Genomic DNA, 26123 nt, shown 5'->3' with positions numbered 1-26123 from the left:
TTATTTGATGATGCCGCGTGCACGCAACAGAGCCGTTTTGAAATCGTCTTCCTGGTCTTTTTTCAAACCTGGGATCATTTCATCTTTACTGCTGTTACGCATTTTCAAATGGTAGATCAGAACATCGTCGGTGAGGTCTTCCAGTTTGCCCTCATAACCAGCTTCTTCAGACAGCTTGATGATGAACTGTAGCAGGTTCATGTCTTGGTCTTTTTGCCACTCTGGCTCTAACAGCTGAAGTAGTTCTTCGATACGATGACACTTCATTTCTTTCTCCACAAATTTTATAGGTATTTTGTTTAAGGTATCAAATTGTAGAGAGGATACAAATAGGCGTGAGAGGAAAAGAAAAAGCGCAGCTGATGCCGCGCTTTTTATTAAGCTGCTTTGATAACTTTGGACGGAGCTTTCGACGTTACCGCTTTTTTCTCAACCAATGTTTTAGCAGGCGCAACTTGGTGTGCCTTTGGTGCAGCAGCAAAGCCACTGCGGCGACGCATTGCACTACTATTGGTGTGTGCGAACCTGACTGTTGTTGGGCGCATTTAGTTACCTAACTGTCAGGCATATCCATTGCCGTTCTAATGCCCTGAAGCACTACGAGCTAGTCTCAAACTGCTTAAAGCTTCGCTCTTTTGGCTCGCGCCAATCCAGTTAGTGAGTCAGGAATAACGATATGCATGCATATCAAATAATAGGTTAGCACTCTTGTTATAATTGGTCGATACTTGAGCAATTGAATTCTTTCGATTTTGTCATTTTAAACCGAAAATGAGTGCAAAAATTTGTTTTGATCCCCTGATCAGCAGTAGTAGTATGAGATCTCTACAAAGGAGGTGCATATGTCATTTTTAAAGAAGACACTTGCGAGTTTTGGTATCGGCAGTGCTAAGGTAGATTCGATCCTCAATCAGGATGTGATATACCCGGGTCAGAGTGTGGATGTTTCTATCCATGTTTATGGTGGAGCGACAGAACAAAAGATCGATAACATCGATATGAAGCTCTGTTGTCGCTATATTGCTGAGGCACCTGATGACCGAGGCTCTCGAGAAGGGCATAACATGCGTCGAGTGCCACAGACTCATGTCTTGGCTGAATGGAGCCTCCCTTACTCGTTCACCATTCATTCCGCAGAAGAGCGTACCTTTGATGTGAAGCTCGATGTTCCCTGGAATACCCCAGTCACGATTGGCGATGCGAAAGTATGGCTTGAAACAGGGTTGGACGTTGCCGCCTCACTTGATCCAACCGATAAAGACACGCTCACCATTCGACCTGATCCGCTTATGGACGCCATTTTGTCGGCATTTGAAGCGCAAGGATTACGTATTCGCCAAGTGGAGTGTGAAGAAGTGAATGGCTTCGATCTGCCATTTGTTCAGGAATTTGAAATGGTGCCAACTGATGGGCCGTACCATGGTGTATGGCGTGAGTTGGAATTTGTTGCCCATCGCAGCGAGGACGAGTTGAAACTATGGTTTGAAGTTGACCGAACGCGCAGCGGTGCTGGAGGGATGCTGGCGAGCTTGCTCGGAAGCGGTAAGCTCAACCGAGAATTGACGATTCCAGTGACGACCAGCCCTGAAGAGGTGGGAGAGATGGTGCTAAATTATCTCGACCAAACTACGGCCGCTCATGACTCTGAATTTTAGCTTACACGTGTACGCCTAATGTGCCATACTAGAGTGAAATCACACGCTCTAGTATAGGTGCTTCGATGTCATCATCACAGAAACCTGAATACAGTCAGAGTGAAGAATTTGCCAATTCTCTCACCCATGGCCTCGGGATGGTTCTAGGTATTGTAGGGCTGATTCTGCTGCTAGTAAGAGCATTGGATCAGCAAGCTGATACCCTGACCATAACCAGTATGGCGATCTATGGCTCAAGTATTATTGTGCTGTTTCTCGCATCAACACTCTACCATGCCATTCCGCACCCGAAAGCCAAACGCTGGCTGAAAACGTTTGACCATTGCGCGATCTACTTATTGATAGCGGGTAGCTACACGCCGTTTTTATTGGTGAGCTTACGTACGCCTCTCGCGATTGGTTTGATGATCGTGATTTGGAGTATTGCCTTGCTTGGTATCATCATGAAGGTCGCGTTTATTCATCGCTTTAAGCATCTGTCACTGACGAGCTATCTGGTGATGGGCTGGTTATCGCTGATTGTTATCTATGAGTTGGCGATCTCCCTGGATATCGGAGGTCTGACGCTGCTAGCCGCAGGTGGCTTGATCTATTCTCTTGGTGTTATTTTCTACGTGGCTAAGCGCATTCCATTTAATCATGCGATTTGGCACGGCTTTGTTCTGGCGGGGTGCGTGTGCCACTTCTTCGCTATCTACTATTTTGTCGAGCCGATCTAAGCTTGGCTAAATCAGCTCGACAACGTAGGCGTATTAGCGCGTTTGTACTTCGACCACTTTTGCCGAAAACTGGTATTGCTGCGATTGCGGCACTGCCAGTTTGATGGTTTTACCTTGCTCAGCTTGTTGTGGGCGAAGATAGGTATCTGCCATACGCTTGATTGACTGCCAAACAGTGACCTTTTCTTTCGCCAACGCCTCTCCAGACATATCGAACACCTGAACTTCGACTTCAATCTGAATTACTGACTGCGAGCTTTGATTAGTGACCGAAGTAGGAAAAACCAGTTCGCCGCCTTCGTAACTTGCGGAGCCAATCAATATATCCACACCTGAATCAGATAGCTGCATAGTTGGTTTTTTTGCATTGACGGTAACCGTCGTGCCCACGGTTTTCGAGACGACAGGAATAGTCGCTATTACTGGAACAGCCACAGATTCAGTCGCTGCGGTGACCGCTTTGGTTGCTGAAGCAGCAGTAGCTTTAGGTGCCGAGTTCTCAACCACATATTCCCAAGTAAAATCATCATTTAACTTTACGTTTCTTCCATCAGCTAACGTTACTACCTCGGCAGCATAGACCGATGATGTGGCCAGCAAAGTAGCCAAAGTAATCCAAGTTTTCATTGTTGTACCTTTTATTTCATTGCCGTTAACGACGCCAGAAGGCTGGAAAGAACAATACAAGAATAGTCAGAATTTCCAGACGGCCCATTAACATGCCAAAACTTAATAGCCATTTTGCGGAGTCTGGTAATGGTGCAAAGTTACCTGTCGGGCCAATCACAGAGCCCATGCCCGGGCCTACGTTGGCGACTGCCGTAATTGAGCCAGATATGCTGGTTATTGGGTCTAAACCGAGTGCACTCAGACAACCAGCGATAAAGATGATGGTGATAAAGAACATCAAAACAAATGCAACTACAGAGCGCACAATGTCGTCATTCACAGGGCGTTGGTTATAACGCTGGACGAACACACCGGAAGGGTGAACCAGTTTCAGCATCTGCTTGTTCAGCAGGGTCATGGCAACCTGAAAACGGAATATTTTGATCCCACCAGATGTTGAACCTGAGCAAGCACCTGCAATCATCAAGAAGGCGAATAGTGTGGTTGGTAATGCTCCCCATGCTGTGAAGTCTTCCAGGCCAAATCCGGTGGTCGTCACGACGGACACGATGTTAAACATTGAGACACGCAGTGCATCGACCATGGTGTAACCATCACGAATCACCAGCCAACTGGCAATCACTAGGCTTGAGAAGAGGAACAGATAAGCAAAGCCACGAACTTGGGCGTCTTTAAGCAATATATCAATGCGACGTTTTCTCAGTGCCGCCACGAATAGCAAGAAAGGCAATCCGCCCAAGAACATAAAGGTTGTTGCTACCCAGTGCGCTCCATTTGAGAAGTGATTCATTGAGCCATCAGAGGTCGAGTAACCACCCGTCGACAGGGTGGTGAAAGCATGGTTTATTGCTTCAAATACCGTCATACCTGTCAGTATGTAACCGCCGATACACATTCCGGTTAAGATTAGATAAACCAGCACGATGTTTTTCGCCACGGTCTTGGCTCTTGGGCTACTTTTATCAGACCAGTCAGAAGATTCCGTTTGGAACAGCTTCATACCACCGACGTTAAGCATTGGTAGTACCGCTACCGCCATCACGATAAAGCCCACACCACCAAGCCACTGCAGAATAGAACGCCACAATAAGATGCTCGGTGCCATATCATCCAAGCCGCTTAGAACCGTTGAACCAGTAGTGGTGATGCCCGACATGGTTTCGAAATAGGCATCGGTAAAACTGATGTGGTTAATGAAAACAAACGGCAACGCTGCGAAAGCACTGGCGATGGTCCAGACCAAGCTGGTAATGAGGAACATGTCGCGCACACTGAGTTTGAATTTAGCCGTTCGGCCGATACTCAGGCAGATAAACGCAGCCAGGTGCGTAATCAAGACGGCTTGGGCAAAGTCGAGAAACCCGCCCGTACCAGTGAAGAAAGCGACCAAAGTAGGCACGTACATGAAAAGGGCCAGTTTCGATAAAACCAGCCCGATAACAAACAGTACGGGACGTAAGTTGACCATAAGAGAGTCCTAGAGGAAAAATGGGCTCGGCTGGAACAGAGCTTCGACGTCTGGTACGTACTTTTTGTCGACCAGGAACATCACAACATGGTCATCTTGTTCGATGATAGTGCGGTCGTGAGCGATAAGTACTTCTTCGCCACGAACAATGGCACCGATGGTGGTTCCTGGTGGAAGTTTAATATCACCAATGGCGCGACCGACAACTTTCGATGTGGTTTCATCACCGTGGGCAACGGCTTCGATCGCTTCCGCTGCACCGCGGCGTAGCGAAGATACGTTAACAATATCGGCACGGCGAACGTGGGTCAGCAATGCGGAAATGGTCGCTTGCTGAGGTGAAATGGCTACATCAATCACACCACCTTGTACAAGATCGACATAGGCACCACGCTGAATCAGTACCATTACCTTTTTGGCACCCATGCGTTTTGCCAGCATCGCGGACATGATGTTGGTTTCATCTTCGTTGGTCAGCGCAATGAACACGTCGACCTGGTCGATGTTTTCTTCGGTCAGCAGCTCTTGATCGGCAGCATCCCCACAGAAGACGATGGTGTTGCCGAGCTGCTCAGACAGCTGTTCAGCGCGTTGGTAGTTACGTTCGATTAATTTCACGCTGTAGGTCTGCTCTAAGCGTTTGGCTAAGCTTGCACCGATGTTACCACCACCAACAATCATAATACGGCGGTAAGGCTTCTCTAGACGCTGTAGCTCACTCATTACAGAACGAATATGATTACTTGCCGCGACAAAGAACACTTCATCATCAGCTTCAATGATAGTCGTGCCTTGCGGACGAATCGGACGACCTTGACGGAAGATTGCCGCTACTCGGGTATCGATATGAGGCATGTGCTCTCGTAGCGCAGAGAGTGCGTTACCCACCAATGGGCCGCCATAGTAGGCTTTTACAGCAACCAGACTGACTTTCTGCTCAGCGAAGCTGACTACCTGTAGTGCGCCAGGATATTGGATCAGACGTTCGATATAGCTGGTTACCAGCTCTTCTGGTGCAATTAGGTGGTCGACGGGGATCGCACCAGACTTAAATAGGGCTTCTTTTTCTGCCAGATACTCAGGCGAACGGATACGTGCAACACGGTTAGGCGTGTTAAACAGAGTGAAGGCTACCTGACATGCTGCCATATTGGTTTCGTCAGTGTTGGTGACTGCAACCAGCATGTCGGCATCTTGCGCGCCAGCTTCGTGGAGTACATCCGGATGGCTTGCGTGGCCATTGACCACACGCAGGTCATATTTGTCCTGTAGTTCACGCAGTCGGTCAGAATTGTTATCGACGATGGTGATATCGTTGTTCTCACCAACCAGGTTTTCTGCCAGTGTGCCGCCAACCTGACCAGCACCAAGAATAATGATCTTCATACTCTTTTCTCGTTATCTGAAAAAGGCGATTGAATGACTCCAATCGCCCTATTTAGCCTGCTGTTACGCGTGTGTTTTCGTCAGCACAGCGTAGTAGAATCCATCCATGTCTTCTTCACCTGGTAGAATTTGACGACCAGGGTGCTCAGGGTCAGAATCCAGCAATTTCGCATCAGCGGTGCGAGCTAAGAATGCTTTCACTTGCTCTACGTTTTCTTGTGGAGTGATTGAACAAGTTGCATAAACCATTGTGCCGCCTGGTTTTAGCTGTGTCCACATCGCATCGAAAATTTCGCTTTGCAGCTCTGCTAATGCCGCAATGTCGTCGGCTCGGCGCAACCATTTGATATCAGGGTGACGACGAATCACGCCCGTCGCAGAACAGGGTGCATCCAGCAAGATGCGGTCAAATTGCTCACCTTGCCACCATTCTTGAGGATTACGTGCATCGCCGCAAACCACTTTTGCCTGAAGATTGAGACGCTTCAGGTTTTCATGTACGCGTTTCAGGCGAGTGTCGTCACAGTCAATCGCGACCACTTCACTGCCGGATGTACGCTCAAGAATATGTGCGGTTTTGCCACCTGGTGCTGCGCAGCAATCCAGAATCAACTCACCATCTTTTGGCTCTAGGTAGTTAATTGAAAGTTGAGCGGCAGCATCTTGTACCGATACCCAGCCTTTCTCAAACCCAGGCAACTTGGTCACATCGCATGGTGCAGCCAATTTTAGCGCGTCCATTGCCTCTGTGTGCGGCGTGGCCTCAATGTTTTCATTTTTGAGTAGTGCCAGATATTCATCACGAGTATGGTGTTGGTGGTTAACTCTCAGCCACATTGGCGCTTTCTGATTGTTGGCTTCTACAATGCTTTCCCACTGCTCTGGGTAAGCGTCTTGCAGCAGCTTAAGTAGCCAACTTGGGTGACCATACTTGCCAGCGTTGTGGCTAACGGCAATCTCGTCAAGTTCTTCCTGATTGCGTTGGTAATTACGTAATACCGCATTAATCAGACCACGCAGGCGAGGGCCTTTCAAATCTTTAGTGCCTTCAACGGTTTCGCCAACGGCTGCATGCGCAGGAATACGCATAAAGCTCAGCTGATAAATACCAACCAGGATTAAGTGATGGAAAACACGCTGTTTACCTTTCAGAGGCTTATCCATTAGCTGGCTTGAAATGGTTTCAAGGCGAGGTAAGTAGCGAAGTGCTCCGTAACAGATCTCTTGCAAAAGCGCGTGATCACGAGGTCGGATGGTTTGTTGAGCCGCTGGTAGAGCGCTAGAAAGAGAATGGCCCTTGTCGACGACAAGATACAGGACGTTGGCAGCCGCAGCGCGAACATTCATGATGAGTACCTTAAAGTAAAGGAGGGCATCTCTGCCCTCTAAAAGTTCGTATTATTAGGGGAATAACTCACCCTAGTATGGCTTAAATCAGCTGGGTGCCAACTTCAAACCAAGATGCACGCGAGTTCAGAATGTCTTGAACTGGCATGGCTTTTTTACCAGGAACCTGTAGTTGCTCCAGAACTAATACGCCATTGCCTGTCGCTACATAGATACCTGTTTTGTCTGCTTGCACAATCGTGCCTGCTGGCTTATCGCTGGTTTGCTCAGCCACTCGGCTTTGCCAAACCTTGATGCTGTTTTCAGCCGCTTCAAAATGGCTCATAGGCCAAGGATTGAATGCACGAACGCAACGCTCGATGTGTGCTGCGTCGTCGCTCCAGTTGATGCGAGCTTCTTCTTTGCTGAGCTTTTTCGCGTAGTTTGCGAGTTCATCATCTTGCTTAACTGGCACTGCTTTATTTGCAGCGATATCTGCCAAGCAATCAATCAGCGCTTGCGGGCCAAGGTCGGCAAGCTTTTCGTACATAGATGCGCTGGTATCCGTCGCTTCGATTGGCAGTGTCGCGATTTTCAGCATATCACCTGTATCCAGACCAATATCCATCTGCATGATGGTTACGCCAGTTTCTGCATCACCTGCCCAAATAGAACGTTGGATTGGTGCCGCACCACGCCAGCGAGGCAGGATAGAACCGTGTACGTTAATACAACCGAGCTTAGGCGTGTCTAATACTGCTTGTGGTAGCAGAAGGCCATAAGCCACAACAACCATGATATCGGCGTTCAGATCAGCCAGTGCTTGTTTCGCTTCATCTGATTTGAAGTTTTCTGGCTGATAAACAGGGATGTCGTGTTCTAGTGCAATGTTTTTAACCGGGCTTGCAGTAAGCTTTTTACCGCGACCCGCAGGGCGGTCTGGTTGAGTATACACTGCAATTACTTCGTGCTCCGAAGACAACAACGCCGCCAAGTGACGGGCGGCGAAATCCGGAGTACCTGCAAAGACAATACGTAAAGACTGACTCAAGGTAGACTTCCTTCTTAATTGGTATGGGTCGCGATTAAGCGTTTAGCTGCTTTTCGTTGTAGCGTTTGATCTTCGCCAGCTTTTCCTGAATGCGCTTACGCTTCAGAGGCGATAGATAATCAACAAACAATTTACCTTGTAGGTGATCCAGTTCGTGTTGAACACAAATCGCTAGCAGGTCGTCAGCGTCAAAGGTAAATTCTTTGCCGTCGCGATCCAATGCTTTAACGGTAACCTCAGCCGCGCGAGGCACAAGGGCGCGAGCACCCGGTACCGATAGACAGCCTTCTTCGATGCCATCTTCGCCGCGCTTTTCCAGAATCTCAGGGTTGATAAGCACCATTGGCTCATCACGAGTTTCTGAAATATCAATCACTACGATACGCTTATGAATATCAACCTGCGTTGCAGCAAGGCCAATACCTTCTTCGTCGTACATGGTTTCAATCATATCATCGACGATTTTTTGAATTTCAGGTGTCACCTCTTCCACAGGCTTAGCTACTGTGCGTAGGCGATCATCTGGAAATGTTAATACTTGTAATACAGACATATTCACTCGAAATATTGAACTGTGCCGAAACAGCACAAACCTTGTTGGCTCAATTCTAGACATTTTATGACCTAAATGACAGCATCCTTGCATTAATTTCCATACCAACTACTGCTTAATAGACCAAGGATGAGGGGCATGAATCGCATTTTTCGCAATGTTTCCAGCATTATGTTGCCGTTACTATTCTCCTTCACTGCAGCAGCAAATGCTGACTCTAAACCGCTCGCAGTCAAAGCGGATGCCCCACAAACCTATGTGGTAGTGAAAGGCGATACTCTATGGGACATTTCGGCGATGTACCTAGAAAGTCCGTGGTTGTGGCCCCGCTTGTGGCAAATTAACCCAGAGATAGATAATCCACATTTGATTTATCCCGGCGATAAGTTGTCACTGGTGTGGATTAACGGTCAGCCAGTCCTGAGCTTAAAGCCCGTTAAAAAACTGAGTCCACAGGCTCGAATTACCGAAAAGAAGGCTGTGCCGACGGTTGCGGAAGGTCTGGTGATGCCTTATCTCAGTTCTGACCGACTGGTGGATAAGGAGACGCTCGACAATGCAGTCAAAGTGATGGGCAGTTCCAAAGGCAGTCGGTATTTGACCGCAGAAGATGTGTTGTACATCAGCGGTGAGCAGACCGCGACGGAATGGGCGATTTACCGCCCGGTCGAGACTTTCTCTCGTGAAGACGTTTCAAAGGAAATCACCGCATTGCGCTTGATCGCAAAAGGGGAGTTGGTGGATGCATCTGAAGCGTTTTCTGGATTAAAAATCACCGCTCAGTTGCAAGAAATTCTCCGTAATGACATCGCCTTACCAAATCAAATGGTAGAGAGTGGCGAGTTTTCCACGACGTTCTATCCCCTTCCTTCGCCGCAGGGTAGCACTGCGAAGCTCCTGGGAAATATCGAAGGTATTCGCTTCAGTTCAACCAATCAGGTTGTTGTTATTGATAAAGGGACGGCGGATAAGCTGAAACAAGGCAGTGTTTTTGACCTCAAAGAAGACGCTCATCCGGTTGCTAAAGATGGCGATGGCTTCCAAAAAGAGGTGGGGTTGTTCGATAAACCAATCATTCTGCCACAAAGTAAGGTAGGTGAGTTGCTGGTAATCCGTCCTTATGAATACTTCAGCTTGGCTTTGATCACTAACAGTACTAAACCAATTAGTAATGAGGTAACGGTGGTTTCGCCTCTTGCTGAAGTGCCTGTCACAGATGAAACCACTCAATGAGAATGACCTTGTTGCCTGGCTAAAGCTAAGTTGCTTGCCAGGCATAGGCGGGGTCAAGCTGAATAAGTTACTTGCTAAAGACACGCCTCGAAACATCATCAACTCCTCTCATGAATACCTGCAGCGCCTTGGACTAAGTCAGAAGCAACTTCAGGCTTGGACGTCAGCCGATAAAGAAGTTGAAGCTTGCCTCAATTGGAAAGAGATCGCTTCGAACCACCATATTCTGACTTTAGATGATTCGCTTTACCCTCCGCTACTTAAACAGATTGTTGCACCGCCGCCCCTGTTGTTTTTGCAAGGCGATCCTACGTGTTTATCTCAGCCTCAGATTGCTATGGTGGGAAGCCGTAACGCGAGTGTTGACGGATTGCAGTACGCTCGACACTTTGCTGCAGATTTCGTTAGTAATGATCTCATTGTAACCAGTGGATTAGCTTTGGGCATTGATGGTCATGCGCATGACGGAGCGTTGCAAGCGGGAGGAAAGACGATCGCGGTTCTTGGTTCTGGCTTAGCTCATATTTACCCAGCCCGGCACCGTGGGTTGGCGCAGCGCGTCGCGGAGAGCGGTGCACTGATTTCAGAATTTCGCCCCAATGCGAAACCAAGGCCGGAACACTTTCCACGTCGCAACCGAATCATCAGTGGGTTATCTCTGGGGGTGTTTGTTGTCGAAGCGGCAGAGAAAAGCGGTTCTTTAATTACGGCGCGTTATGCGCTTGAGCAAGGACGAGAAGTGTTTGCTCTGCCTGCTTCTATTAATGCGAAAAATGCCAGTGGCGGAAATCATTTGATTCGCAATGGTGCTTGCCTCGTAGAAAAGACAAAAGATGTACTCGATGAAATACAGTCATTACTTGATTGGTCTGTTAATCAGAGCAGAGATTTATTTTCTACCTTAATTGATGAAGAAGAATTGCCATTTCCTCAGCTGTTAGCTAACGTAGGAAATGAGGCTACACCAGTTGATATTCTTGCAAGCAGGACCAATATACCTGTCCAGGAAGTCATGATGCAGCTCTTAGAGCTTGAGCTCTCAGGGCACGTTGTTGCAGTTTCAGGTGGCTATATTCGAAAGGGGAGGGGCTAGCTATGATGATGGATATACTGATGTATCTATTCGAAACCTACATCCATAGCGATGCAGAGTTACAGGTCGAACAAGACGAGTTGGAAGATGAGTTGCTTCGTGCAGGCTTCCAGCAAAAAGATATCTACAAGGCCCTTGTCTGGTTAGAAGAGCTTGCCGCGCTGCAGCAAAGTGATACATCTTCTGCTATATCGGCTTGTATCGCATCGTCATCGACTCGTATCTACACTGCGAAAGAGATGCAGCGTTTGGATCTAGAATGCCGAGGCTTTTTGTTATTCCTCGAGCAAATTAATGTCCTAACAACAGAAACTCGTGAAATGGTGATTGATCGGGTGATGGGGCTGGAAACAAACGAATTTGAGCTTGAAGATCTCAAATGGATCATTCTGATGGTGCTGTTTAATGTACCGGGTAATGAGAACGCTTATACGCTGATGGAAGAGCTGTTGTACACCAAAGAACAAGGGATCCTTCATTAAGCCTAATCCCAACAAGTTCGTGTTCCGTTGGATGTGAACGCGAGCTTGTGTATTTGGTGTGTCTTTCAATTAAACGGTAAGTATGAGTAGTAAAATCGACAACAGCCTTTTCTCTGCCCATGAACATGCTCTCGAACATGAGCCGTGTCCTAAGTGTGGGTCAGACTTGACGCTCAAGCACGGTAAGCACGGTCCATTCCTTGGCTGTAGCCAGTACCCAGGTTGTGATTACATCAAAGCACTGCACAGTAACGATGGTCACATCGTCAAAGAATTGGGCGTACCTTGCCCTGACTGTGGCAATGAGTTGGTGTTGCGCCAGGGTCGTTATGGCATGTTTGTCGGGTGCAGCAGTTACCCGGCTTGTCATCATATTGAGTCTATTAACCAGCCAGAGCCGGAAAAGCAGTCACAAGAACAGCATGCTTGTCCTGAATGTGGTAAAGGTCATTTAGTTGAGCGTAAGACCCGATTCGGCAAAACATTTTACGCCTGTGATAACTACCCGAAATGTAAGTTTGCCGTGAACCTGCCACCGGTCAAAGGCCGTTGCGAAGCATGCGGTTTTTCATTGCTGGTTGAGAAGAAGCTCGCCAGCGGGGTGAAGTTACAGTGCGCTAACCGCAAGTGTCAGCATACGCAAGCTAAGTAAACGAAACTACCAATTAAAAAGGGTCGCATGATGCGACCCTTTGTTGTTTTTAGCTGGATTCTAAGCTTGAGACTGCTTGGCAAAATCATGCACGGCAGGGAAAGCCTCTGCATCCAGTACTTTGCCTAACGCACATAGTCTGCGATGAAGTTCGCCAGGGTAGTCTCCACACACATTAATGTGGCCCATCTTGCGTCCTGCTCGTTTTTCTTTGCCATACCAATGAATATGGCAACCATCCATCGCTAATACGGCTTCTGGCAAAGTATCTTCACCGAGAATATTAACCATCGATGTTTCGCGAACCAGTTTTGTGCTGCCTAGTGGCAAACCACAAACCGCGCGCAAATGGTTTTCAAACTGACAGGTTTCTGCACCTTGCTGTGTCCAGTGACCTGAGTTGTGAACGCGTGGCGCGATCTCATTCACCAGTAAAGTGCCATCAACATCGAAAAACTCTAGGGCTAATACGCCAACATAACCGAGACTTTCTGCAACCGCAGTAAACATCTGCTTGGCTTGGGTTTGAAGTTCTGGTTCATCAATGGCGGTAGAAAGGCTCAGTACACCATCAGTGTGCACGTTCTCTGCCAGTGGATAAACTTCAATGCTGCCATCTTTACCGCGAGCACCAACTAAAGATACTTCACAGTTAAATGGAACAAACTCTTCAGCCACTATAGCTTGGGTTGGTGTTGCTGCGATGCACTCGGCCATTTCCGTCCAGATAGCGTCTACCTGAGAAGCTTCTTTCAAGCGCCATTGGCCTTTACCATCGTAACCGCCTAATGCACTTTTCAGTACCATCGGCATACCCACGTGTTCAATCGCGCGGTCAAAATCTTCACGTGTTTCAATCACGTAGTATTTCGCATTACGCACGCCAGCGTTGTCGAGTAGAGCTTTTTCAAGACGACGGTCACCGCCTGCCTTGATCGCTTCTGTACTCGGAAGGAACTTTCCACTCTCTTCACAGATGTCGAGCACATCGTGAGGGATATGTTCGAATTCTGCTGTGATCACATCGACTTGCTCAATGGCATTTTCCAGACCATGACCAAGCACATGTTGAGTAAGAGGGTGAACGATATTGCCGCTACCCACATCGTAAGCAGAGATTTGAATATTCAGTGGTGCACCAGCCAGAGACATCATACGAGCCAACTGACCAGCTCCTAGAACCAGTACGTGCATCCGATTAGTCCTCAGCTGGGTTTGGGTTAGCCAGAACCGTTTCTGTCTGTTCGTTGCGGAATGCTTCTACCTTCGCCATGATACTTTCATCATGCGTACCCAGAATTTGTGCTGCCAGGATACCGGCGTTTGCCGCACCTGCTTCGCCAATCGCTAACGTGCCGACCGCAATACCTTTAGGCATTTGTACGATAGACAGCAGAGAGTCCATTCCTTTTAGAGCACGTGACTGAACCGGAACGCCAAGTACTGGCAAGCTCGTGAATGCCGCCGCCATACCTGGTAGGTGAGCTGCGCCGCCCGCACCTGCGATGATTACTTTGATGCCGCGCTCTTTCGCACTGCTTGCGTAATCAGCCAATAGTTGAGGAGTACGGTGAGCTGACACCACTTTTGTTTCGTAAGACACGCCAAATTGATCCAGCATGTCCGCTGCTAGTTTCATGGTTGGCCAATCTGATTTAGAACCCATGATGATACCGACTTTCATCTCAAACTCCTTCAAGCTGCAAAATTAGGTGAGCTGATAAATTTGTGCGCATTATACGGGGATTTTTATCTCAAGCAAACGTTTGCGCGCCTTTGTAAATGCTATTGATACATTTTATAAAAAAATTGCTTTAGTCTCTGAGAATGAATCTTTGTACACTTAGGTATAGAGAAAATAATACAGTCAGATAATCAGGAAGTAATCGGTGGATAACTTTGAACAGGTGCTCAATGCACTACAGCAAGGCGAAGTGATTGCCTATCCAACAGAAGGTGTTTTTGGCGTCGGGTGTGATCCTGATAATCCAGAGGCAATCCAAAAGCTGCTGGAACTAAAACAGCGCCCGGTAGAAAAGGGGCTCATCCTCATTGCTGCCAGCTACGATCAGCTATTACCTTACATTGACGAGTCTCAGCTGACGCAAGCGCAGTTAGATAAAGTTCATGCCACCTGGCCTGGTCCTTACACTTGGATCATGCCTGCGAGCGATAAAGTCTCTAATTGGGTTTCAGGACAGTTTGATTCAATTGCAGTTCGTGTGACTGATCATCCTTTGGTGCAAAAGATGTGTAATGCATTCGGAAAGCCGTTAACCTCTACCAGCGCGAATCTTTCAGGCTTGCCGCCGTGTATGACGACGGAAGAAGTTGAGCAGCAGTTGGGTGATAAGCTGGTGGCAATTCTTCGTGGTGAAACCAGCGGGCGTGATAAGCCAAGTGAAATTCGTGACGCCAAAACCTCGCAAATATTAAGACAGGGCTAACCCTGCCTACCAGCCTTCAAATAGGTACCAGATAATAGGTAATAACGTATGTCAGCAATCGATAAGCATGCCGTAAAGCAGTTCCTGATGTCGCTTCAGGATTCCATTTGTCAGCAGTTAGAACAAGAAGATGGAAAGGCCGTCTTTGTCGAAGATGCGTGGCATCGTGAACCGGGAGAGCGTCTTGGTGGTGGTGGCCGTTCACGTGTTCTGCGTGATGGCAACGTGTTTGAGCAAGGTGGAGTGAACTTCTCTCATGTAGAAGGCAAAGAAATGCCAGCGTCAGCAACAGCGCATCGTCCTGAATTAGCGGGGCGCCGTTTTGAAGCGATGGGAGTGTCTTTGGTTATTCACCCTAAAAACCCGTATGTGCCGACGTCACATGCCAATGTGCGCTTCTTTATCGCAGAAAAAGACGGAGAAGATCCGATTTGGTGGTTCGGTGGTGGCTTCGACTTAACGCCGTTCTATCCTTTCGAAGAAGACTGCCAGTCATGGCACGATACCGCGAAGGCAATCTGTGCCCCGTTCGGTGATGAAGTCTATTCGGATCACAAAGCTTGGTGCGATAAGTATTTCTTCCTTCCACATCGAAACGAAACTCGTGGTGTCGGTGGTTTGTTCTTTGATGATTTGAACCATTGGGAGTTCGACAAATGTTTCGATTACATCAAAGCGGTGGGTGAAGGCTTCTGTCAGGCTTATCTGCCAATCGTTGCACGACGTAAAGATATTGAGTTTGGCGAGCGAGAGCGAGAGTTTCAGTTGTATCGTCGTGGCCGTTATGTTGAGTTTAACTTGGTGTATGACCGTGGCACTTTGTTTGGTTTGCAAAGTGGTGGACGTACGGAGTCGATTCTTATGTCCATGCCGCCACTAGCACGCTGGGAATACAGTTATCAGCCTGAAGCTGGGACGCCTGAAGCCGAGCTTTACGAGCGATACCTAAAACCACGTGACTGGTAAGCGCTGAATCTCCTTTTCTATATAGAAAGATAGTGATAGGGTCATCTTTAATCAGATGGCCCTGTTTTTCTCTATATTAAGGTAAGGAATAAAGGTAAGGAAATGACTCAGCAAGTTGATCGCTATGCGGTGTTTGGTAATCCCATTGGGCACAGTAAGTCGCCATTTATTCACACACTCTTTGCTCGCCAAACGAATCAATCGCTGACTTACACAGCCGAATGTGCCCCTGTCGACGGGTTTATTGAAGCCGTGAACGTGTTTTTTGCTGAAGGTGGTAAAGGATGTAATGTCACTTTGCCTTTTAAAGAACAGGCGTATCAGTTTGCCACGCGTTTGACAGAGCGTGCCCAACTTGCCGGAGCTGTGAATACACTCAAAAAGCTTGATGATGGTGAAATCATCGGTGACAACACCGACGGTGCTGGTCTGGTGCAAGACCTACTGCAGCATCAAGTTGTTTTAGAAGGCGCTCGTATCCTAATCATCGGAGCTGGTGGCGCTTCTCGAGGAGTAATTCTGCCGTTACTTGAGCAAAGACCTGCTTCATTGACGGTAACCAACCGTACATTTTCTAAAGCTAAAGAATTGGCAGCGCTGTTTTCAGATTACGGGCCAGTGTCTGCGAAAGAGATGAATAGTATTACTCAAGAATACGACGTCATTATTAACTCAACGTCAGCTTCGCTGAGTGGAGAACTTCCTGAAATATCGTCAGCTATCTTTGCTCCCAACAGCACAAGCTATGACATGATGTATGGCGGTGGTGATACCAAGTTTAACCAATGGGCTAAAGAACATGGTGCAGCTCAAGCTTATGACGGTTTAGGAATGTTGGTCGGTCAAGCGTCAGAAAGTTTTATGCTCTGGCGTGGTTTGCGTCCTGGCGCTAAACAGATTTTACGTGAGCTTAGAAAAAATCTTGAAGGTCAATAATCGATGAATCAATCCATTTTATTCCCAGACATCCAGTCCTGGGATGAAGCATCACAATCAATCCATTTTCCTGCGCAGCAATCGGGCGCACTGATTGAATGCTACGTCACGAAACAACAACTCTCAAAAATGATTGGCTTGGATATTGAAGATGAGCAAAAAGCTGTAGAAGCATTTTTAGCCTTACGCTTTGAACTGGAAGAAATGGCCGAAGAGCTCATAGAAGATGAAGCCTTCAATGAAGAAGGCCACATTGTAATTGATTAACTAGGTTATCGGATGACTAACCAATGATTTCGACTTCATTAATGTAGTCGTTCTTATTCTGGACGTAGTTATCTGAAGACTTTTGTAAAAAAGCGCGCTCTTTTTCTGACAGTGGGCGTGCTTGTTTTACCGGGCTACCAACATAGAGGTAACCACTTTCTAATACTTTCCCTGGCGGAACTAAACTGCCAGCGCCAATCATCACTTCAGATTGTATAACTGCACCATCAAGAACGATTGCTCCCATACCTACTAATACGCGATCGTGAATCTCACAACCATGCAGCATGACTTTGTGACCGACAGTGACATCATTACCAATAATTAATGGATAGCCGTTTGGGTTTTCCTGATTCTTGTGTGTCACGTGTAATACACTGCCATCTTGGATATTTGTTCGTTCGCCGATGTGGATATGATTAACGTCACCACGCGCAGCAACCAACGGCCAAACGCTAGAATCGTCCCCAATAACGATGTCTCCGACTAAAACAGATGTTGAATCGACGTAAACTCGCTCACCAAGCTGAGGCTTTATACCTTTATAACTTCTTATTGAACTCATCTTTTCTCCTTATTATGGGCGATTAAAGGGTATATAGGGGTAGAAGAGTAGTAAAAACTCGCCTTTTAGAATAAAAAACACCCAAACGACAAATAAATCAAAAAAAACCTCAAAAAGGGCTTGCCAATGTGATCGCAATCTCTATAATGCCACCTCGCTGACACGGCAACGCTTCGAAAGAAACGAGCCAGGGTTAGCAAGCCAAATTAGCCAAGCGGAAACGCTTGAAAAAAGTTTGAAAAAAGTGATTGACACTAAACTTTAACTCGCTAAAATGGCCGTCCGATTTGAGCGAAGCTCAATAGGAAAGCTCTTTAACAATATAGACCTATCAATCTGTGTGGGCACTCGTTGATGATAATCCAATTAGAAACTTCGGTTTCAAATTAGGTTTCAATGATACGAAGTGACCATTGAATCTTCGGATTCAGCACAGTCAATTCAAACATTACTTTATGTAATGTTCAGTATTCATTGAGCCGAACAAAATCTTAAATTGAAGAGTTTGATCATGGCTCAGATTGAACGCTGGCGGCAGGCCTAACACATGCAAGTCGAGCGGAAACGAGTTAACTGAACCTTCGGGGGACGTTAACGGCGTCGAGCGGCGGACGGGTGAGTAATGCCTAGGAAATTGCCCTGATGTGGGGGATAACCATTGGAAACGATGGCTAATACCGCATGATGCCTACGGGCCAAAGAGGGGGACCTTCGGGCCTCTCGCGTCAGGATATGCCTAGGTGGGATTAGCTAGTTGGTGAGGTAAGGGCTCACCAAGGCGACGATCCCTAGCTGGTCTGAGAGGATGATCAGCCACACTGGAACTGAGACACGGTCCAGACTCCTACGGGAGGCAGCAGTGGGGAATATTGCACAATGGGCGCAAGCCTGATGCAGCCATGCCGCGTGTGTGAAGAAGGCCTTCGGGTTGTAAAGCACTTTCAGTCGTGAGGAAGGTTTATGCGTTAATAGCGTATAGATTTGACGTTAGCGACAGAAGAAGCACCGGCTAACTCCGTGCCAGCAGCCGCGGTAATACGGAGGGTGCGAGCGTTAATCGGAATTACTGGGCGTAAAGCGCATGCAGGTGGTTTGTTAAGTCAGATGTGAAAGCCCGGGGCTCAACCTCGGAATAGCATTTGAAACTGGCAGACTAGAGTACTGTAGAGGGGGGTAGAATTTCAGGTGTAGCGGTGAAATGCGTAGAGATCTGAAGGAATACCGGTGGCGAAGGCGGCCCCCTGGACAGATACTGACACTCAGATGCGAAAGCGTGGGGAGCAAACAGGATTAGATACCCTGGTAGTCCACGCCGTAAACGATGTCTACTTGGAGGTTGTGGCCTTGAGCCGTGGCTTTCGGAGCTAACGCGTTAAGTAGACCGCCTGGGGAGTACGGTCGCAAGATTAAAACTCAAATGAATTGACGGGGGCCCGCACAAGCGGTGGAGCATGTGGTTTAATTCGATGCAACGCGAAGAACCTTACCTACTCTTGACATCCAGAGAACTTTCCAGAGATGGATTGGTGCCTTCGGGAACTCTGAGACAGGTGCTGCATGGCTGTCGTCAGCTCGTGTTGTGAAATGTTGGGTTAAGTCCCGCAACGAGCGCAACCCTTATCCTTGTTTGCCAGCGAGTAATGTCGGGAACTCCAGGGAGACTGCCGGTGATAAACCGGAGGAAGGTGGGGACGACGTCAAGTCATCATGGCCCTTACGAGTAGGGCTACACACGTGCTACAATGGCGCATACAGAGGGCGGCCAACTTGCGAAAGTGAGCGAATCCCAAAAAGTGCGTCGTAGTCCGGATTGGAGTCTGCAACTCGACTCCATGAAGTCGGAATCGCTAGTAATCGTGGATCAGAATGCCACGGTGAATACGTTCCCGGGCCTTGTACACACCGCCCGTCACACCATGGGAGTGGGCTGCAAAAGAAGTAGGTAGTTTAACCTTCGGGGGGACGCTTACCACTTTGTGGTTCATGACTGGGGTGAAGTCGTAACAAGGTAGCGCTAGGGGAACCTGGCGCTGGATCACCTCCTTATACGATGATTACTCACGATGAGTGTCCACACAGATTGATACGGTTTATGAAGTTTAAGAGATAGAACATCCCCCAAGATGTTCAACTTAGTGTCCCGTTCGTCTAGAGGCCTAGGACACCGCCCTTTCACGGCGGTAACAGGGGTTCGACTCCCCTACGGGATACCATTGGGTCGTTAGCTCAGTTGGTAGAGCAGTTGACTTTTAATCAATTGGTCGCAGGTTCGAATCCTGCACGACCCACCATTATCTCAAGATATGGGGCTATAGCTCAGCTGGGAGAGCGCCTGCCTTGCACGCAGGAGGTCAGCAGTTCGATCCTGCTTAGCTCCACCATTCTTGATTCAATGGGCGATTAGCTCAGTTGGGAGAGCACCTGCCTTACAAGCAGGGGGTCACTGGTTCGAGCCCGGTATCGCCCACCATCTTTAAGCGCATTTCTTTTGAAACAGAAAGTCTTAAGTGTTCTTAAAAATGGTTCTTTAATGAATCTAGCTCTTTAACAATTTGGAAAGCTGACAAAATAATCTTTAAGATTATTTGTAAAGTTCTCAAAGTATTCATGTATTTGAATACAACTAAAAACACATTCAAGTGTTCTTGGAATTTGAGTCCGGCAAAATCGAAAGCTGTCTCGCTCATTCAAATAATGAGACAGCAACTTTGGTTGTTTAACATCAATTCGAAACTCCTTCGGGTTGTATGGTTAAGTGACTAAGCGTACACGGTGGATGCCTTGGCAGTCAGAGGCGATGAAGGACGTATTAACTTGCGATAAGCCCAGATTAGGCAGTAAAAGCCACTTGAGTCTGGGATTTCCGAATGGGGAAACCCACTTACATAAGTAAGTATCCTGTTGTGAATACATAGCAACAGGAGGCGAACCGGGGGAACTGAAACATCTAAGTACCCCGAGGAAAAGAAATCAACCGAGATTCCGAAAGTAGCGGCGAGCGAAATTGGACTAGCCCTTAAGCTTTATAAGCGTTAGGTGAACAAGCTGGAAAGCTTGGCGATACAGGGTGATAGCCCCGTAACTGACGACGCATATTCAGTGAAATCGAGTAGGGCGGGACACGTGATATCCTGTCTGAATATGGGGGGACCATCCTCCAAGGCTAAATACTACTGACTGACCGATAGTGAACCAGTACCGTGAGGGAAAGGCGAAAAGAACCCCTGTGAGGGGAGTGAAATAGAACCTGAAACCGTGTACGTACAAGCAGTAGGAGCAGGCTTTGTCCTGTGACTGCGTACCTTTTGTATAATGGGTCAGCGACTTATATTCAGTGGCAAGGTTAACCATCTAGGGGAGCCGTAGGGAAACCGAGTCTTAACTGGGCGTTCAGTCTCTGGATATAGACCCGAAACCAGGTGATCTAGCCATGGGCAGGTTGAAGGTTGAGTAACATCAACTGGAGGACCGAACCGACTAATGTTGAAAAATTAGCGGATGACTTGTGGCTAGGGGTGAAAGGCCAATCAAACCTGGAGATAGCTGGTTCTCCCCGAAAGCTATTTAGGTAGCGCCTCGGACGAATACTACTGGGGGTAGAGCACTGTTAAGGCTAGGGGGTCATCCCGACTTACCAACCCTTTGCAAACTCCGAATACCAGTAAGTACTATCCGGGAGACACACGGCGGGTGCTAACGTCCGTCGTGGAGAGGGAAACAACCCAGACCGCCAGCTAAGGTCCCAAATTACTACTAAGTGGGAAACGATGTGGGAAGGCTCAGACAGCCAGGATGTTGGCTTAGAAGCAGCCATCATTTAAAGAAAGCGTAATAGCTCACTGGTCGAGTCGGCCTGCGCGGAAGATGTAACGGGGCTAAGTAGTAAACCGAAGCTGCGGCAATGCACTTTTGTGCATTGGGTAGGGGAGCGTTCTGTAAGCGGTTGAAGGTGTGTGGTAACGCATGCTGGACGTATCAGAAGTGCGAATGCTGACATGAGTAACGATAAAGGGGGTGAAAAACCTCCTCGCCGGAAGACCAAGGGTTCCTGTCCAACGTTAATCGGGGCAGGGTAAGTCGACCCCTAAGGCGAGGCCGAAAGGCGTAGTCGATGGGAAACGGGTTAATATTCCCGTACTTCTTACAATTGCGATGGGGGGACGGAGAAGGCTAGGTGGGCCTGGCGACGGTTGTCCAGGTTCAAGTGCGTAGGCTTGAGAGTTAGGTAAATCCGGCTCTCTTTAAGGCTGAGACACGACGTCGAGCTACTACGGTAGTGAAGTCATTGATGCCATGCTTCCAGGAAAAGCCTCTAAGCTTCAGATTGTAAGGAATCGTACCCCAAACCGACACAGGTGGTCGGGTAGAGAATACCAAGGCGCTTGAGAGAACTCGGGTGAAGGAACTAGGCAAAATGGTACCGTAACTTCGGGAGAAGGTACGCTCTCGACGGTGAAGTCCCTTGCGGATGGAGCTATTGAGAGTCGCAGATACCAGGTGGCTGCAACTGTTTATTAAAAACACAGCACTGTGCAAAATCGTAAGATGACGTATACGGTGTGACGCCTGCCCGGTGCCGGAAGGTTAATTGATGGGGTTAGACTTCGGTCGAAGCTCTTGATCGAAGCCCCGGTAAACGGCGGCCGTAACTATAACGGTCCTAAGGTAGCGAAATTCCTTGTCGGGTAAGTTCCGACCTGCACGAATGGCGTAATGATGGCCACGCTGTCTCCACCCGAGACTCAGTGAAATTGAAATCGCTGTGAAGATGCAGTGTACCCGCGGCTAGACGGAAAGACCCCGTGAACCTTTACTACAGCTTGGCACTGAACATTGACCCTACATGTGTAGGATAGGTGGGAGGCTTTGAAACAGGTACGCCAGTATCTGTGGAGCCGTCCTTGAAATACCACCCTTGTAGTGTTGATGTTCTAACGTTGACCCCTTATCGGGGTTGCGGACAGTGCCTGGTGGGTAGTTTGACTGGGGCGGTCTCCTCCCAAAGCGTAACGGAGGAGCACGAAGGTGGGCTAATCACGGTTGGACATCGTGAGGTTAGTGCAATGGCATAAGCCCGCTTGACTGCGAGAATGACAATTCGAGCAGGTGCGAAAGCAGGTCATAGTGATCCGGTGGTTCTGAATGGAAGGGCCATCGCTCAACGGATAAAAGGTACTCCGGGGATAACAGGCTGATACCGCCCAAGAGTTCATATCGACGGCGGTGTTTGGCACCTCGATGTCGGCTCATCACATCCTGGGGCTGAAGTCGGTCCCAAGGGTATGGCTGTTCGCCATTTAAAGTGGTACGCGAGCTGGGTTTAGAACGTCGTGAGACAGTTCGGTCCCTATCTGCCGTGGGCGTTGGAGAATTGAAAGGGGCTGCTCCTAGTACGAGAGGACCGGAGTGGACGAACCTCTGGTGTTCGGGTTGTGTCGCCAGACGCATTGCCCGGTAGCTAAGTTCGGGATCGATAACCGCTGAAAGCATCTAAGCGGGAAGCGAGCCTTGAGATGAGTTCTCCCTGATACTTTAAGTATCCTAAAGGGTTGTCGTAGACTACGACGTTGATAGGCAGGGTGTGTAAGCGTTGTGAGGCGTTGAGCTAACCTGTACTAATTGCCCGTGAGGCTTAACCATACAACACCCAAGGGGTTTTGATGGACTCAATGTAAGAACATTGAATGTGTAAAAACGAGAATTAAAAACAGCTTTCCGAATTAAAGAATTTGCTTGGCGACCATAGCGTTTTGGACCCACCTGACTTCCATTCCGAACTCAGAAGTGAAACGAAATAGCGCCGATGGTAGTGTGGGGTTTCCCCATGTGAGAGTAGGACATCGCCAGGCTTTAAATTTTGGACGTTCGCTTTAAAGCGGATGATACCACTGCGGAGTGGTAGTTCAGTTGGTTAGAATACCGGCCTGTCACGCCGGGGGTCGCGGGTTCGAGTCCCGTCCACTCCGCCACTTATTCAGAAGCCTCGCTTATGCGAGGTTTTGTCGAATTTAAAAGATACAAAATTTTTAAAGGTGCAGCTCCAATTGGCAGAGCAGCGGATTCCCTAAAGTTTGCGAGATGGCGCGTGTTGGGAGTTTTAATATCTTAAACCATCGACAATTTGATTACCTATTTCTAGGGGTGTAGCTCCAATTGGCAGAGCAGCGGATTCCAAATCCGCGTGTTGGGAGTTCGAATCTCTCCACCCCTGCCATGTTTAAAGCCTCAGTCGAAAGACTGGGGCTTTTTTGCGTTTGTACTTGGCGATTTTAAGGTGCAATTATAATTCAATACTTATGGCTGGTATGGTTCTGCTTTGTATATAGCAAAGCGCAATGGCAGAAATAGTACTGTTATAAAGTAAATTAACGATAAAACGCTTTAACGTTACTTTATCTGACCTCTCATATTTACATTATGGTGAGAATACGTTTTATTACCCCTTCACTATACTGTTTTAGTTGGAGTAGAAATGGAACTAACTCGCCGTCGCTTTCTTTCAATGAGCTCTATTTTGGGTATGTCAGCTCTTTTGCCTGCATGCTCTCTTAAGAAGTCGGTTAGCAGCCAAGGTTATGCTTATGAGCTTACTGCTGAATCAGCAAATGCTGAATTGGTTCCTGGACATCAGACACCAGTACTCGGTTTTAATGGCTCTATCCCTGCTCCAACAATACGTTGTCGCCAAGGCGAGAAGGTTACTATCCGGTTTACCAACAAGCTTGATGAACCAACAACGATTCATTGGCATGGTCTGCGTATCCCAATAGGTATGGATGGCGTACCTTTTCTAAGTCAGAAACCAATCATGCCCGGTGAAACTTTCGTCTATGAATTTACTCCGCCCGACGCTGGTACTTTTTGGTATCACCCACATATGAATAGCGTAAAGCAGTTAGGGATGGGGCTTGTTGGCCTGATTGTGGTGGAAGAAGCACAACCCGTTGAGTTTGATGAAGAGCACGAGCTGGCACTTAAACACTGGCACCTGAATAAAACTGGTCAGTGGAAAGATTTAATGATTCCTCGCTATAGTGCGCGTATGGGTACTCCAGGTGAGTGGGGGACAGTTAATGGTCAACATAATCCAACTTATAGCCTTAAGGAAAACGCAACAGTACGGTTGCGCATAGCTAATGTAGATAACACCATTACGTATCCAATCGCTGTCGAAGGGGTTGATGCCTTGGTCGTTGCTATTGACGGAAACCCGATTAAAACGCCTTATAAGCTAACTCAGCATAAGATTGGTCCGGGTATGCGGCTTGATGTCGCCTTCATTGCACCTCCTGCGGGTAACCTCGTAAGTGTTCGTCAGATGAAAGGAAAGTTTCCATTCTCACTATGTGATTTTAAATGCCAGGAATCTAGCTTGGCTGAAAACCAAAGTATTCCCGCTTTACCATTAAATCCTGTTCCCGCTGTTGATTTAGATAATGCTGAATTGATTGACTTCGTGTTTGAGTGGGAAGGTGCGGTCACACCTGCAGATAGCTCGGGACAAGCGGTACCTAAATTTTGGTTAACGAATAAAAGGGCTTGGGAGGGCATTAGTGCTGAAAGTATTCCAGAGCCCCTCGCAAAATTGGAGTTGGGTAAAACTTACATTTTTAATTTACGTAATGTCACTCAATACCATCATCCGATTCACTTGCACGGCCATACGTTTACCGTATTGGAACTTGATGGAAAGCCCGTCGAAAAACCATTTCATACCGACACGGTTTTATTAGGTAAAAATGGATCAGCAAAAGCTGCTTTTGTCGCAGATAACCCTGGTCAGTGGATGTATCACTGTCATGTGATAGAACACATGAAAACCGGATTGATGGGTTTTATTGAAGTTGCATAAAGTGACTCCTGTAACTTTTTTATAAATGCAAATTGTTGAAGCCTAAGTTATGTATTTTGAGAACATTATTTTCACTCGTTTAGGCTCAATTGTGCCCAATAAATAAGTACAATAGTTGAAATTATATTTGGAGGGGTCATGGGACAATTCGCAATTTTAGGGCTTATCGCAATCGGTGGAGCGATAGGGGCTTGTTCACGTTATCTAGTATCTGAATATTGTGTGACACTTTTTGGTCGCTCTTTCCCATACGGTACGCTAACCGTTAACATCGTCGGTTCATTTATTATGGGGCTGCTTATTGCCGCGGTAGAAAATGAGTGGTTAGCTCCATATCCATGGCGCCAAATTATTGGGTTAGGTTTTCTTGGCGCATTAACTACGTTTTCTACTTTCTCCATGGATAACGTGTTACTGATGCAACAAGGCGCATTTTTAAAAATGGGATTCAACGTGCTACTAAATGTGCTGTTAAGCATTTCTGCAGCATGGTTCGCGTACCATTGGTTGATTATACCTAAGTAATTTTCAAATCATCCCAGGCGAGTTTCTGCTCTCCTGGGTCTTTTCCTGCCTTGTAGTTAATTCAAACCTGTCTCTATTTAAATCCAGTCATATGTCACCTTTTGGTACTTGAGATACATAAAATTGATTAAAAATACGACTTTTATACTTGGTTAACTAATTTCCTTTCTCTATAATCGATTTACTTGTCGGAGTGCCATAAGGCTGAGACCGTTAATTCGGGATCCGTTGAACCTGATCTGGTTAGTACCAGCGAAGGGAACAGGAGAAGATACCTACACCAGATCTAATCTGGCTAACCTATCAAAACGTCGAAT

Annotated in this window: 23 protein-coding genes, 6 tRNA genes, 3 rRNA genes and 1 riboswitch; of the genes, 21 read left to right on the top strand and 11 right to left on the bottom strand. The window is 47.5% G+C overall.

Annotated features, from left to right (window positions below; genetic code table 11):
* Together VEJY3_RS15725 and VEJY3_RS25855 are read right to left on the bottom strand one after the other, a co-directional pair.
* Positions 1-267 (bottom strand): YihD family protein, encoded by a 267-nt coding sequence (locus tag VEJY3_RS15725; protein ID WP_014233395.1) that lies wholly within the window; start codon positions 265-267, stop codon positions 1-3.
* A 110-nt stretch (positions 268-377) separates the two neighbouring features.
* Entirely contained in the window at positions 378-545 is a 168-nt protein-coding gene (locus VEJY3_RS25855) for a hypothetical protein (protein WP_014233394.1), read from the bottom strand.
* Between the two features lie 297 nt (positions 546-842).
* Here VEJY3_RS25855 and VEJY3_RS15720 point away from each other — a divergent pair, with 297 nt between their 5' ends.
* Both VEJY3_RS15720 and VEJY3_RS15715 read left to right on the top strand, forming a co-directional pair.
* Positions 843-1655 carry a sporulation protein gene (locus tag VEJY3_RS15720; protein WP_014233393.1) on the top strand — a complete coding sequence of 271 codons (813 nt, stop codon included), beginning with the start codon at positions 843-845 and terminating at the stop codon, positions 1653-1655.
* 65 nt (positions 1656-1720) lie between these two features.
* Positions 1721-2374, top strand: coding sequence for a hemolysin III family protein (locus tag VEJY3_RS15715; RefSeq protein ID WP_014233392.1), 654 nt, complete (start codon positions 1721-1723; stop codon positions 2372-2374).
* A gap of 33 nt (positions 2375-2407) precedes the next feature.
* Here VEJY3_RS15715 and VEJY3_RS15710 read toward each other — a convergent pair whose 3' ends face one another.
* The 6 genes from VEJY3_RS15710 to def form a co-directional block, all read right to left on the bottom strand.
* Complete coding sequence (locus tag VEJY3_RS15710) at positions 2408-3001, bottom strand: DUF3157 family protein (RefSeq protein WP_014233391.1); 594 nt, start codon at positions 2999-3001, stop codon at positions 2408-2410.
* Between the two features lie 25 nt (positions 3002-3026).
* Positions 3027-4472, bottom strand: coding sequence for a TrkH family potassium uptake protein (locus VEJY3_RS15705; RefSeq protein WP_014233390.1), 1446 nt, complete (start codon positions 4470-4472; stop codon positions 3027-3029).
* A 9-nt stretch (positions 4473-4481) separates the two neighbouring features.
* Positions 4482-5858 (bottom strand): Trk system potassium transporter TrkA, encoded by a 1377-nt coding sequence (trkA, locus tag VEJY3_RS15700; RefSeq protein ID WP_014233389.1) that lies wholly within the window; start codon positions 5856-5858, stop codon positions 4482-4484.
* 63 nt (positions 5859-5921) lie between these two features.
* Positions 5922-7205 (bottom strand): 16S rRNA (cytosine(967)-C(5))-methyltransferase RsmB, encoded by a 1284-nt coding sequence (gene rsmB, locus VEJY3_RS15695; RefSeq protein WP_014233388.1) that lies wholly within the window; start codon positions 7203-7205, stop codon positions 5922-5924.
* A gap of 82 nt (positions 7206-7287) precedes the next feature.
* On the bottom strand, positions 7288-8235 hold the full coding sequence (gene fmt / locus VEJY3_RS15690) for a methionyl-tRNA formyltransferase (protein ID WP_014233387.1): 948 nt from the start codon (positions 8233-8235) through the stop codon (positions 7288-7290).
* A gap of 34 nt (positions 8236-8269) precedes the next feature.
* The gene (gene def / locus VEJY3_RS15685) at positions 8270-8788 is read right to left on the bottom strand and encodes a peptide deformylase (protein WP_014233386.1); all 519 of its coding nucleotides are present in this window, start codon (positions 8786-8788) and stop codon (positions 8270-8272) included.
* Between the two features lie 138 nt (positions 8789-8926).
* On the opposite strand from def, the gene VEJY3_RS15680 reads away from it, so the two are divergent.
* From VEJY3_RS15680 to VEJY3_RS15665, 4 genes are all read left to right on the top strand, one after another.
* Positions 8927-10021: a LysM peptidoglycan-binding domain-containing protein gene (locus tag VEJY3_RS15680; RefSeq protein ID WP_014233385.1), complete on the top strand. Its 1095-nt coding sequence runs from the start codon at positions 8927-8929 to the stop codon at positions 10019-10021.
* On the top strand, positions 10005-11114 hold the full coding sequence (gene dprA / locus VEJY3_RS15675; RefSeq protein ID WP_014233384.1) for a DNA-processing protein DprA: 1110 nt from the start codon (positions 10005-10007) through the stop codon (positions 11112-11114). The genes VEJY3_RS15680 and dprA overlap by 17 nt, the downstream gene beginning before the upstream one ends.
* Positions 11115-11116: 2 nt before the next feature.
* On the top strand, positions 11117-11596 hold the full coding sequence (locus tag VEJY3_RS15670; protein ID WP_031779194.1) for a DUF494 family protein: 480 nt from the start codon (positions 11117-11119) through the stop codon (positions 11594-11596).
* Positions 11597-11678: 82 nt separating this feature from the next.
* A complete protein-coding gene (locus VEJY3_RS15665; protein ID WP_014233382.1) occupies positions 11679-12248 on the top strand; it encodes a type I DNA topoisomerase in 570 nt (189 codons plus the stop codon).
* Between the two features lie 60 nt (positions 12249-12308).
* Here VEJY3_RS15665 and VEJY3_RS15660 read toward each other — a convergent pair whose 3' ends face one another.
* Both VEJY3_RS15660 and purE read right to left on the bottom strand, forming a co-directional pair.
* The gene (locus VEJY3_RS15660) at positions 12309-13442 is read right to left on the bottom strand and encodes a 5-(carboxyamino)imidazole ribonucleotide synthase (RefSeq protein WP_014233381.1); all 1134 of its coding nucleotides are present in this window, start codon (positions 13440-13442) and stop codon (positions 12309-12311) included.
* A 4-nt stretch (positions 13443-13446) separates the two neighbouring features.
* Positions 13447-13932: a 5-(carboxyamino)imidazole ribonucleotide mutase gene (gene purE, locus VEJY3_RS15655; protein WP_005394016.1), complete on the bottom strand. Its 486-nt coding sequence runs from the start codon at positions 13930-13932 to the stop codon at positions 13447-13449.
* Positions 13933-14137: 205 nt separating this feature from the next.
* On the opposite strand from purE, the gene VEJY3_RS15650 reads away from it, so the two are divergent.
* The 4 genes from VEJY3_RS15650 (at position 14138) to VEJY3_RS15635 (ending at position 16864) form a co-directional block, all read left to right on the top strand.
* The gene (locus tag VEJY3_RS15650) at positions 14138-14695 is read left to right on the top strand and encodes an L-threonylcarbamoyladenylate synthase (RefSeq protein ID WP_014233380.1); all 558 of its coding nucleotides are present in this window, start codon (positions 14138-14140) and stop codon (positions 14693-14695) included.
* A gap of 48 nt (positions 14696-14743) precedes the next feature.
* Positions 14744-15661: an oxygen-dependent coproporphyrinogen oxidase gene (hemF, locus tag VEJY3_RS15645; protein WP_014233379.1), complete on the top strand. Its 918-nt coding sequence runs from the start codon at positions 14744-14746 to the stop codon at positions 15659-15661.
* Between the two features lie 102 nt (positions 15662-15763).
* Positions 15764-16597, top strand: a complete 834-nt coding sequence (gene aroE / locus VEJY3_RS15640) for a shikimate dehydrogenase (protein ID WP_014233378.1) — start codon at positions 15764-15766, stop codon at positions 16595-16597.
* Between the two features lie 3 nt (positions 16598-16600).
* Positions 16601-16864 (top strand): DUF1488 domain-containing protein, encoded by a 264-nt coding sequence (locus VEJY3_RS15635; RefSeq protein WP_014233377.1) that lies wholly within the window; start codon positions 16601-16603, stop codon positions 16862-16864.
* Positions 16865-16880: 16 nt separating this feature from the next.
* Here the strand turns inward: VEJY3_RS15635 and VEJY3_RS15630 are convergent, their stop codons facing one another.
* Positions 16881-17429: a gamma carbonic anhydrase family protein gene (locus VEJY3_RS15630; RefSeq protein WP_014233376.1), complete on the bottom strand. Its 549-nt coding sequence runs from the start codon at positions 17427-17429 to the stop codon at positions 16881-16883.
* Positions 17430-17922: 493 nt separating this feature from the next.
* Between VEJY3_RS15630 and VEJY3_RS15625 the strand changes: the two genes are divergently transcribed.
* The 11 genes from VEJY3_RS15625 to crcB all read left to right on the top strand — a co-directional run bounded on the left by VEJY3_RS15625 (position 17923) and on the right by crcB (position 25806).
* Positions 17923-19475, top strand: a 16S ribosomal RNA gene (locus VEJY3_RS15625).
* A 91-nt stretch (positions 19476-19566) separates the two neighbouring features.
* Positions 19567-19642 (top strand) — tRNA-Glu (locus tag VEJY3_RS15620).
* Between the two features lie 2 nt (positions 19643-19644).
* Positions 19645-19720: transfer RNA gene (locus VEJY3_RS15615), tRNA-Lys, on the top strand.
* A gap of 14 nt (positions 19721-19734) precedes the next feature.
* Positions 19735-19810 (top strand) — tRNA-Ala (locus tag VEJY3_RS15610).
* Between the two features lie 13 nt (positions 19811-19823).
* A tRNA-Val gene (locus tag VEJY3_RS15605) sits at positions 19824-19899 on the top strand.
* A 279-nt stretch (positions 19900-20178) separates the two neighbouring features.
* Positions 20179-23069 (top strand): 23S ribosomal RNA (locus tag VEJY3_RS15600).
* A gap of 92 nt (positions 23070-23161) precedes the next feature.
* A 5S ribosomal RNA gene (gene rrf / locus VEJY3_RS15595) occupies positions 23162-23278 on the top strand.
* Together the 16S, 23S and 5S rRNA genes with 6 tRNA genes alongside form the textbook arrangement of a ribosomal RNA operon.
* Positions 23279-23321: 43 nt before the next feature.
* Positions 23322-23398: transfer RNA gene (locus tag VEJY3_RS15590), tRNA-Asp, on the top strand.
* Between the two features lie 168 nt (positions 23399-23566).
* Positions 23567-23643 (top strand) — tRNA-Trp (locus VEJY3_RS15585).
* A 258-nt stretch (positions 23644-23901) separates the two neighbouring features.
* A complete protein-coding gene (locus VEJY3_RS15580) occupies positions 23902-25281 on the top strand; it encodes a multicopper oxidase family protein (protein ID WP_014233375.1) in 1380 nt (459 codons plus the stop codon).
* A 138-nt stretch (positions 25282-25419) separates the two neighbouring features.
* A complete protein-coding gene (gene crcB, locus VEJY3_RS15575; protein ID WP_014233374.1) occupies positions 25420-25806 on the top strand; it encodes a fluoride efflux transporter CrcB in 387 nt (128 codons plus the stop codon).
* Positions 25807-25985: 179 nt separating this feature from the next.
* Positions 25986-26084, top strand: a riboswitch (TPP riboswitch).
* The last annotated feature ends 39 nt before the right edge of the window (positions 26085-26123 follow it).

It is taken from the genome of Vibrio sp. EJY3, assembly GCF_000241385.1.
GTDB classification, from domain to species: Bacteria; Pseudomonadota; Gammaproteobacteria; order Enterobacterales; family Vibrionaceae; genus Vibrio; species Vibrio natriegens.
Note: the sequence above shows the minus strand (reverse complement) of the source record. Positions and strands in the feature narration are given on the sequence as shown.